Annotated in this window: 9 protein-coding genes; 3 read left to right on the top strand and 6 right to left on the bottom strand. The window is 69.8% G+C overall.

Translation table 11 applies throughout. The features are described from left to right. A partial coding sequence (locus tag JMF90_RS11600) for a TolC family protein (protein ID WP_201325118.1) occupies nt 1-758 on the bottom strand: 758 nt, incomplete at its 3' end. Between the two features lie 116 nt (nt 759-874). Between JMF90_RS11600 and JMF90_RS11595 the strand changes: the two genes are divergently transcribed. Both JMF90_RS11595 and JMF90_RS11590 read left to right on the top strand, forming a co-directional pair. Continuing rightward, the gene (locus tag JMF90_RS11595) at nt 875-1,648 is read left to right on the top strand and encodes a helix-turn-helix domain-containing protein (RefSeq protein ID WP_041489435.1); all 774 of its coding nucleotides are present in this window, start codon (nt 875-877) and stop codon (nt 1,646-1,648) included. A gap of 119 nt (nt 1,649-1,767) precedes the next feature. Beyond that, the gene (locus JMF90_RS11590) at nt 1,768-2,754 is read left to right on the top strand and encodes a LysR family transcriptional regulator (protein ID WP_011548589.1); all 987 of its coding nucleotides are present in this window, start codon (nt 1,768-1,770) and stop codon (nt 2,752-2,754) included. Nucleotides 2,755-2,782: 28 nt separating this feature from the next. Here the strand turns inward: JMF90_RS11590 and JMF90_RS11585 are convergent, their stop codons facing one another. The 5 genes from JMF90_RS11585 to JMF90_RS11565 are packed head-to-tail and all read right to left on the bottom strand — an operon-like array spanning nt 2,783 to nt 8,994. Further along, a complete protein-coding gene (locus JMF90_RS11585) occupies nt 2,783-3,271 on the bottom strand; it encodes an SRPBCC family protein (RefSeq protein WP_006479988.1) in 489 nt (162 codons plus the stop codon). A gap of 55 nt (nt 3,272-3,326) precedes the next feature. Then, entirely contained in the window at nt 3,327-6,893 is a 3,567-nt protein-coding gene (locus JMF90_RS11580) for an amino acid adenylation domain-containing protein (RefSeq protein WP_011548590.1), read from the bottom strand. Between the two features lie 9 nt (nt 6,894-6,902). Then, the gene (locus JMF90_RS11575; protein WP_006479989.1) at nt 6,903-7,829 is read right to left on the bottom strand and encodes a diiron oxygenase; all 927 of its coding nucleotides are present in this window, start codon (nt 7,827-7,829) and stop codon (nt 6,903-6,905) included. Continuing rightward, on the bottom strand, nt 7,826-8,215 hold the full coding sequence (locus JMF90_RS11570) for a hypothetical protein (protein WP_006479990.1): 390 nt from the start codon (nt 8,213-8,215) through the stop codon (nt 7,826-7,828). The genes JMF90_RS11575 and JMF90_RS11570 overlap by 4 nt, the downstream gene beginning before the upstream one ends. After that, on the bottom strand, nt 8,212-8,994 hold the full coding sequence (locus tag JMF90_RS11565) for a DUF3050 domain-containing protein (protein WP_006479991.1): 783 nt from the start codon (nt 8,992-8,994) through the stop codon (nt 8,212-8,214). The genes JMF90_RS11570 and JMF90_RS11565 overlap by 4 nt, the downstream gene beginning before the upstream one ends. A gap of 15 nt (nt 8,995-9,009) precedes the next feature. Here JMF90_RS11565 and JMF90_RS40030 point away from each other — a divergent pair. Beyond that, a partial coding sequence (locus JMF90_RS40030; RefSeq protein ID WP_236597968.1) for a hypothetical protein occupies nt 9,010-9,259 on the top strand: 250 nt, incomplete at its 3' end.

The following is a 9,259-nucleotide window of genomic DNA, read 5'->3' as shown; positions in this document are numbered from 1 at the left end:
AACGCGCGCGAACGCGCCACTTCGAGGTCGGACACGAGCCCGTGCGCGCGCTGCTTCGCCGTCAGCGCGGCCAGCCGGTCCGCGATGCCGACCGACTGCTCGGCCACGTCGATCCGCTCGCCGTATGCGCACACCTGCGCATACGCGGCCGTCGTCTCGGCGGCCACCACGACGCGCATCGCATCGGACGCGGCCTGCACCGCGTCGGCGTCGGCCTGCGCGGCGTCGACCAGATGGCGCACGCGGCCCCACAGATCGACTTCCCACGACAGCGAGAACGACGGCGCGAAACCCCAGCGCGTGCGCGCATCGGTGTCCTTGGCCGCCGCAACGATCTGGTCGGGCGCGTGCTTGCCGTAGTCGACGCCGAAGCCGGCCGTCGTGTCGGGCAACCGCGCGGCGCCCGCCTCGTCGAACACGGCACGCGCACGCTCGACCCGCGCGACGGCCGCGGCGAGATCGCGGTTCTGCGCCAGCGCATCGCGCACGAGGCCGTCGAGTACGGGATCGTCGTACAGCCGCCACCAGCGTTGCGGCGGTTCGCCGGCGGCCGCGGCCGGCACGTCGGCCACCGCGTCAAACGGCCCGGTGCGCGTCGCGTCGGACACCGGCGGCCGATACGGCTCGCCGACCGAACACGCGGCCAGCGCGGCCGACGCCAGCAGCACGGCCGCACAGGTGGCGCGCCGCACGCGCGGCAAGCGTGTCTCGACGGCGGGAGAAACGGGCGAAGCGGACGGAATGGACGGAACGCGCATCGGGTGGCAGTGGCAAGGAGGTCGAACAAACGATGGGCTTATGGTAATTTCGACCTATGCGGTCGATCTCGCGCGTAAAGCGCATTCGTCGTCGAGAAAAGGACAATCCCGATCAATTGGAAAATTTCTTCATCGCACTCGAGCGCCAGGCGCGTGACAAGCAGATCGCCGTCGTCGCCTCCGACTCGCCGGCGGGCATGGCGTACCCGCCGCATTCGCACCGCCAGGGCCAGCTGATCCACGCGATTTCCGGCGTGATGATCGTGCACGCGGACGCGGGCAGCTGGGTCGTGCCGACGGGCCGCGCGGTGTGGGTGCCGGGCGGCACGCAGCACGAGATCCGCTCGGCCGGCGACGTGCAGATGCGCACCGTGTTCGTCGGCCCCGAAGTGCGGCCGAGCCTGCCGACCGAATGCCGCGTGATCGAGGTCGGCACGCTGCTGCGCGAACTGATCGTGACGGCCTGCGACCTGCCCGCCGACTACGACCTGTCGCACCGCGCGGGCCGCGTGCTCGCGCTGATCCTCGACGAGATCGAGATCGCGCCGTCGCTGTCGCTGCACGTGCCGATGCCGCGCCATCCCGCGCTCGTCGCGCTGTGCACGCGGCTCATCAACGACCCGTCGTCGGTCGTCACGCTGCAGGCGTGGGCACGCGACGCGCACATGAACGAACGCACGCTCGCCCGCGCGTTCAAGCGCGAGACGGGCATGACGCACGGCGCATGGTGCCGCCACGCGCGGCTGCTGCTGAGCCTGCCGCGCCTCGCCGCCGGCACGCCGATCCTCGAACTCGCGCTCGAACACGGCTACGACAGCCCCAGCGCATTCGCGGCGATGTTCCGCAAGGCGCTCGGCGTCGCGCCGAGCGAATACTTCCGGCGGCGCTGACCCCGGCGTCGATTGTCCGTTTTGCGACGATCGATCGCTGATGCGCGCGCGCGGCGTGCCGTGGCCGTCGCTACAGTAGCGGCATTGCCATACGGCCAGCCGGAGGTTTCGTTATCCCGATGGATCTGATTCAAAGCATGCAGGCGTTCGTCACGCTCGCGGACGCGGGCACCTTCACCGAGACCGGCAAACGGCTCGGCATCACGACCGCGCACGTCAGCCGGCTCGTCGCGTCGCTCGAGCATCGTCTCGGCATCCGGCTGCTGAACCGCACGACGCGCTCGATGTGCCTGACCGAAGCGGGCGAACGCTATCTGGCGCGCGCCCGCGACATCACGCTGGCCGTCGATGCGAGCGAGCGCGAGGCGCGCGACGCGCGCGTGCATCCGCATGGCCGGCTGCGCGCGCATTGCAGCGCCAGCATCGCGAACCATTTCGTGATTCCGCTGATCGGGCAATTCCAGGCGCGCTACCCGGACGTGAGCGTCGACCTGACGCTCGCGCCGCACCTGCCGAAACTGGTGCGCGACAGCTACGACGTCGCGGTGATCGCGATGCCGAGCCTGCCGAGCTCCGAGCAGGTCGCGATCGACGTCGGTCGCATCCGCAGCGTGCTGTGCGCGTCGCCCGCGTATCTCGATGCGCACGGCATGCCCGATTCGCCGGGCGCGCTGGTTCACCATCGCTGCGTGCAACTGGTCGCGCCCGCGTATCACGAGCGCATCTGGACGCTCTGGAACGGTGCGGAAGCACAAACGGTGGACGTCGATCCGTCGATGACGGCCGACGTCGCCGCGTCGCTCGCGATCGCGGTGCGCGAAGGCGCGGGAATCGGCTTGCTGCCGGACTTCGTCGCCGCGGCCGACCTGCGCTCGGGCGCGCTCGTGCGCGTGCTGCCCGACTACCAGGCGGAGGAAATCGGCGTGTTCCTGGTGTACGCGTCGCGCCAGCATCTCGACGCGAAGACGCGCGCCTGGGTCGACTTCATGAAGGCCGCGCTGCGCGATGCGTTCGCACAAGCGCGCGACGACGCGTGCGCACCACCGGCCGGGAAAAAAAGCCACGCACCGGGCAAGGCCGGCGCGTGGGCCGGCGCGGCCGCGTAGCGGCACGGCGCCGGCGGGCGATGCACGGTTACTGCGGCTTGAACAGCGCGCGCAGGTTCGTCATCGCCATGTCGAGGAAGCCGGTGACGAACGCGTCGAATTCCGGCTGGCGCGCGGCGCCGCCGTGCGACGGTTCGCCGGCGATGTCCCACGTCACCGTGCAGGCCTGGTCGCCGCGCGGTTCGACGCGCATCAGCGCCCACAGATTGCCGATGTCGAACGACGTATGGATCAGGCTCCACGTCATCACCATCGCTTCGTCGTCGTGGCTGTTGAGCTGTTCGACGACGACGTTGCCGTCCGCGAAATGCTTGATGCGCAGCGAGCGCACGCCTTCGCCGATCATGTCGGTATGGTCGAGCCCCGTGATGAAGCGCGAGAAGCCGGCGAAATCGCCGACCACGCGCCACGCGTCGCGCGCCGGCACGTCGAGATCGGCCGAGCCGGACAGGATCGGCGTTTGCGGCGCGTAGACGAGCGTGGACGGACGGGGTTGCGTTGCAGTACGTTGCAGCATGATGCCTCCTTGATGAATGATGCGATGACAGCGATTGATCAAACGGGGTACGTCTTCACCACGCGGGTTCGGGCTCGGCGTCGCGGCGGGCGTCGTTCGCGCGCGGCGCCGGCTCGGGCGGCGGCGGCATGAAGCCGCATTCGGCGAGGTAGCCGAAATGCGCATCGAGCAGCGCGTCGTCCTTGTCCGGATACGTGACGCCTAGCCGGCGCAGCGTCGCCTCGGTGCGCGCGTGATCGATCACGGCCATGTCGCCGATATCGTCCTGCCGGTCGTCGAGATAGAACGCGACGACGTCGAACAGCGCATTCGATTCGTCGATCGACAACAGCCGCTCGCGCCAGACCCCGGGCGCTTCGAATCGCAGCGGATAGCCGCGCCGCGCGAGTGCGCGCAGGTAGCCGGCCCAGTCGAGCGGACGCGGGTTGTGCAGATGGAACACGCGCTCGGTGCGCGCACCGTCGAGCGTGCACGCGACGATCGCCCGCGCCAGGTAGTCGACCGGGCTCAGGTCGAACAGCCCGCCCTCGCTCGCGAGCGGCGCGCAGCCGAGCTGCACCGCGCCCTTGAGCAGCAGCAGGATCCGGTTGCGTCCCGGCTGGCACAGCCCCGTGCGCGAATGGCCCGTGATGTTGCCGGGCCGCAGGATCGTCGTGTCGATCCCGCGCGCAGCCGCTTCGGCAACGAGATGCTCGGACACCCACTTCGTCAGGTTGTAGCCGTTGTTGACGAAGGCAGGGCCGGCCTCCGACGGGGCCGCCTCGATCAGGCGTCCCGTCGGGCCCGTCGCGCTCGCCGCGGATAGCGTCGATACGAAATGCAGCGCCTTGCGGCGGCCGCTGCAGCACAGGCGGAGCAGTTCGAGCGTCGAGCCGACGTTCTCCGCGTGCAGGTACGGGTAGTCGTACACGTGGTTCACGTGTGCGCCGTTGTGATGAATCGCGCCGACCTCGGCCGCGAGCGTCTGCCACACCGCATCCGACAGCCCGAGGCGCGGCGCACCGAGATCGCCGCGCAGCACCCGCACGCGCGGATGCCCGCACAGATGGCCGAGCCCGTTGACGAACGCCGCTTCGTCGAGCCGCCGGCGCGCGCTCGCATCGTCGTCGCCGCGCACGACGCAGTAGACGATCTGGTTCGTGCGGCTGATCAGTTCGCTGAGGATGAAGCAGCCCAGGAAGCCGTTCGCGCCGGTCAGCAGCACCGCGCCGGAGCCGTCGCCCGCCGGCTGGCCGGCCGGCAGTCGCACGTCGTCGGGCAGGCGGCGATCGTCGTGCACGCGCGCCGGCACGTTCGCGCCGCGCTCGCCCGACTCGTCGGTCAGCAGCGCCGCGAGCGCGGCGATGGTCGGCCGCTCCATGAAACGCGCGAGCGCTGCGTTGCCGCCCAGCTCGCGCTTCACCGCCAGCATCAGCCGCGACACCAGCAGCGAATGGCCGCCCAGTTCGAAGAACGACGCGTCGCGGCCGATCTCGTCCGGCGCGAGTTCGAGCAGCGTCGCCCACATCGCGGCGAGACGAAGCTCCAGCGCGCCGCGCGGTGCGTCGCGCGTGTCGCTTCCCGCACGCGACACCGGCAGGCGCGCGAGTGCGGCGCGGTCGATCTTGCCGTTCGGCGTCGCGGGCAATACGTCGAGCGCCGTGATGTCGTACGGCACCATGTAGTCGGGCAGCGTGGCGGCCAGCACGGCGCGCAGCGCGTCGGGCGTCGCCGCCGCGTCGACCGGCTTCGCGGCGAACAGCCGGATGCGCTTGCGCTCGTCGGGCACCACCGCGCACTGGCGGTACAGCCCCGCCGCCAGCGCGGCCGTCTCGATCTCGCCCGGCTCGACGCGAAAACCGCGAATCTTCAGTTGCGTGTCGCGGCGGCCCACGTAGCGCAGCGTGCCGTCCGGCTCCCAGCTGGCGATGTCGCCGGTCCGGTACATCGTCGCGCCCGGCGCGCCGTACGGATCGGCGACGAAACGCTCGGCGCTCAGGTCGGGCCGACCGAGATAGCCGAGCCCGACGCCCGCGCCGGCGATGCACAGTTCGCCTTCCTCGCCGGTGAGCGCCGGACGGCCGTCGGCCGCGAGCACATGGCAGCGCGCGTTCGCGATCGGCCGGCCGATGCGCCGGTTGCTGTCGCCGGCGCGCAGTTCGCCCGTCGTCGCGAGCACCGTGCATTCGGTCGGCCCGTAGATGTTGTGCAGCCGCCGGTTCGCGCTCCAGCGCGCGATCGTGTCGGGGTCGCACACGTCGCCGCCCGTGACAAGGTGCGCGAGCGCGGGCCAGTCGCAATCCGGCAGCGCCGCGAGCAGCGCGGGCGGCAGGAACGCGTGCGTGATGCGCGCGTCGGCGACGAGCGTCGCGAGCGCGTCGAGTTCGCGGCGCTGCGCTTCGCTCGGCGCGACCAGCGTCGCGCCGGCGAGCCAGGTCGGGAACATGTCGAGCAGCGACGCATCGAACGCCACCGTCGAGAACTGCAGCACGCGCGACGACGCATCGAGCGACACGTGCGCGCGATACCAGTGGCAGAACTGCACGATGTTCCGGTGCGACAGCATCACGCCTTTCGGCACGCCGGTCGACCCCGACGTGTAGATCGCGACCGCGCAGCGCGCATCGCGGTCCGCATCCCGTTCGAGCGGCCACTGGCCGGCCAGCGCATCGGGCGAGGCGTGCGCGTCCGCTTCCGCGTGCGCGCCGCAGTCGATCACGTCGAGGTCGAATCCGTCGAGCAGCGCCGGCTCGACCGCCCCGCCGACGACGAGCGCCTGCGCCCCCGATTCACGCAGGATCGTGCGGGCCCGCTCGGGTGGAAACGCGGGATCGAGCGGCACGCAGGTCGCGCCGGCGCCCAGCACGCCGACGATCGCCGGGTACAGCGCGACGCCCTTGTCGAGTCGCACCGCGACCACACGTGGCGCGGCCGGCCGCGCGGCGATGCGCGCGGCAACCTGGCGGGCGCGCGTGACCAGCTCGCGATAGGTCAGCTGGCCATCGGCCGCGACGAGCGCGCAGGCGTCCGGCGCAGCGGCCGCCGCACGCGACACGAGCTCCGGCAGCGACGGCTCGCACGGCCACGCGGCGGCCGTGTCATTAGACGCATGCCAGCCGGCCAGCCGTTCGAGATCGAGCACGATATCGGACGGCCCCGGCGGCGTGGCGCGCGGCGCGTCGTTCGGATCGCTCAGCTCGCGCGCGATCCCGCTCGCGACTTCGTGCATCAGATCGACCGCGCATGCGGCGATCTCGTCCGCGAGGTCGGCGCCGTTGAGCGCCGCGCCAAACGCGAGCGTCGCGTCGGCCAGCACGCGCGTGTCGCCGGGCGCCGCGTCCGTGAGCCACGCGACGCGTACTTCGCGCGGCGGAAACGCATCGGCGACGATCTCGCAATGCAGCGGCCGTGCGTGGGCGCAATGCACCGCGGGGTCCGGCACGCCGCAGACGATCGACCACTCGGCCGCGTTACGCAACGGTTCGGGTGCCGGCGCCGGCAGCAGCAGCGCATCGGCCGCGTCGCGCAGCGGGCCGTCGCGTCCGTCGGCGATACAGACGGTATGGCCGGTCGCCTCGAGTTCAGCCGCCAGCCGTGCGGCGAGACGGGTCTGCCCGCCGATCGCAATGATGATCGCTTTCATCGACGTGACTCACAGGTAGTCGGACAAGGCCGCGCGGGTCGGCGCGTGATCGAGCAGGCCGCTCATCCGGAAGAACTGCCGGATGTTGACGATCATCGGATGCTGGCTCGTGATCGGATAGGCACCCACCATGTCGTCCGCGATCCGTGCGCGCTCGGCGGCCGGCAGATCGAGCGCATCGATCAGGCGGCGATCGAACTGCAGTTGCAGGTCGGCACTCAGGTATTCGCGCAGGAAGCACGGCAGCCCTTCGCCGAGCGCGAGCCGCGCGGGTTCGTCGATCTCCGACCAGTACAGCTTCACGAGATTGATCCAGAACGCCGAGTGACGGCCTTCGTCCGCGAGGTGGTCGGCCATCACGCCCTTCACCGAGCGCTTGAGCGTCGCGTCGCGCGAGAACGCCGCGACTTCCGCCGTGACCGTGTTCTCCGAGATCGCGACGCACAGCAGTTCCATGCCGTCGCGGTACTGCGCGCCGACCCGCTCGACCGCGCGCGGAATCGCCCGCGACAGCTCGATCTCGCTGTTCGGCGGCAGCGGCGCGATGCCGGTGGCCTCCTCGACCTGCCGCAGGTAGTCCATCGCGACGTACGCGTGGTAATCCTCGTCGATCACCACCGTCATCGCATCCTGCCGGCACGCGAACGGAAACGGATGCGCGAAGCGGCCGCGCGCGATCCGCAACGCGGTGGCGTTGACGATCTCCGTCTCGAAGATGATCACGTCCTGGATGTACTTGTAGAAGCTCTGCAGCAGGACGAAATCGCGCACCGCATCGCCCGCGTCGACGATCGCCGGGTGCGCGCACAGCGGCTGGCGTTCGAGCGGGTAGTAGCGCAGTTCGTCGTCCTCGACGATCCGCCGCGGGCGCGATCGCACGGTCGCGCGCGCCTCCCAGCGATCGACGTGGCTCACGTAGGTGACGGCGGTCGTCATCGCGTGTCCTCCGGGGAACCGTAGTAATGGATTTCGAGCAGCAGGCAGCCCGCGTCGCTGCGGAACGGGCCATGCGGCGTGCCGGCCGGGCGCACGAAGTAGCTGCCTTCCCGATACGTCGCGCGATACTCGCGCGTCGCGACGTCGACCAGGCTCTGGTCGCCGTCGATCAGGTGCACTTCCTCGTGGTAGTCGTGCAGGAACGGCACGCTCGTGCCCGCGCCCGGATCGAACCGCACGATCCGGGTCCGGATGCCGCGCTTCGCGTGCTCGTCCAGCGTATCGACGAGCACGACCTGGTCGATGCCGTCGTCGAACGCCGCCGGGTGCTCCCACTCGAGCGCCGCGAAATCGACGATGCGCTCCGACAGCCCGCGCGCGTTCATGCCGGCACCACGTTGCGGGTCTGGCCGAGATGCGCGAGCAGCCCGTCCCACAGGCGCATGCGCTCGTCGATCGCATCGAGCCCGGCCTGCAGCGCTTCCTCGAGCTTCGCCGCGTCGCCGTCGGCCGCCTCGCGGATCATCGCGCGCGCCGCCGGCCCGTGCTCGCCCGAATCCACTTCGATGTGGCGGTCGAGGTAATACACGAGCAGCGGAATCGACGAGCGCTCGATCTTCCATTCGTCGAGCAGCGTGCGGAACATGTCGGGAATCACGTTCTCGCGGCCGTAGAAGAAGTTGCCGAGCACCTGGTGCGTCGCGCCCGACGTGCACGCGGCCATCGTCGCCTCGACGAAGCGGATCACCGGCTCCGGCGCATCGACGGCCTTCAGAGCGGCCGACACCGAGAAGCCCGAGCGCACCAGCGACACCATTTCCTCGATGCGCGAGGTCGACGCGCCGACATCGCGCATCGCGTGCAGGTACAGGTCGTAGTGGCTCATGTGGCCGTTCGGCGTTTCGTCCGATTCCTCGCCGAGCACGATCTCGTTGATGAGACGCGACGCGTTCGCGTTGCGCGGCGCGACCCACGGCACCGCGACGGTCGTCAGGTCCTGCTGCAGCCGCTTCACGAGCGACATGAAATCCCACACGGCGAATACGTGCCATTCCATGAACACGCGCAGCTCGTCGATGGTACGGATCGATCCGAACACCGGATGATGCGCGAGCCGCTCGTGCTGCTCGCCGATTTTTCGCTCCAGCCCTTCCAGTTGATTCACGGGACTCTCCTAGTAATGTCCGCTCGCGCCAGCCCATTGCGCCGGCTTCCGGCGCCGGAAACCGTTTCCGGCGAATTGCCGGCAGGCCGTTTTCGGCTTGCGCAGCAATTTCAGGCGTCGATGCTAAATAAGCTGCCAATTTGCCGCCTATTCAAAACGGACATTCTCATATTCTTTCCGGACCAGACTATTCACCCATCCATCAAAGCCTTTACTGGCAAGGACTTTACGAATTACCGACAAAACCGCACGGAATTGACAGCCG

Source organism: Burkholderia sp. E168m23, from assembly GCF_016586125.1.
Classification (GTDB): Bacteria; Pseudomonadota; Gammaproteobacteria; order Burkholderiales; family Burkholderiaceae; genus Burkholderia; species Burkholderia orbicola.
Note: the sequence above shows the minus strand (reverse complement) of the source record. Positions and strands in the feature narration are given on the sequence as shown.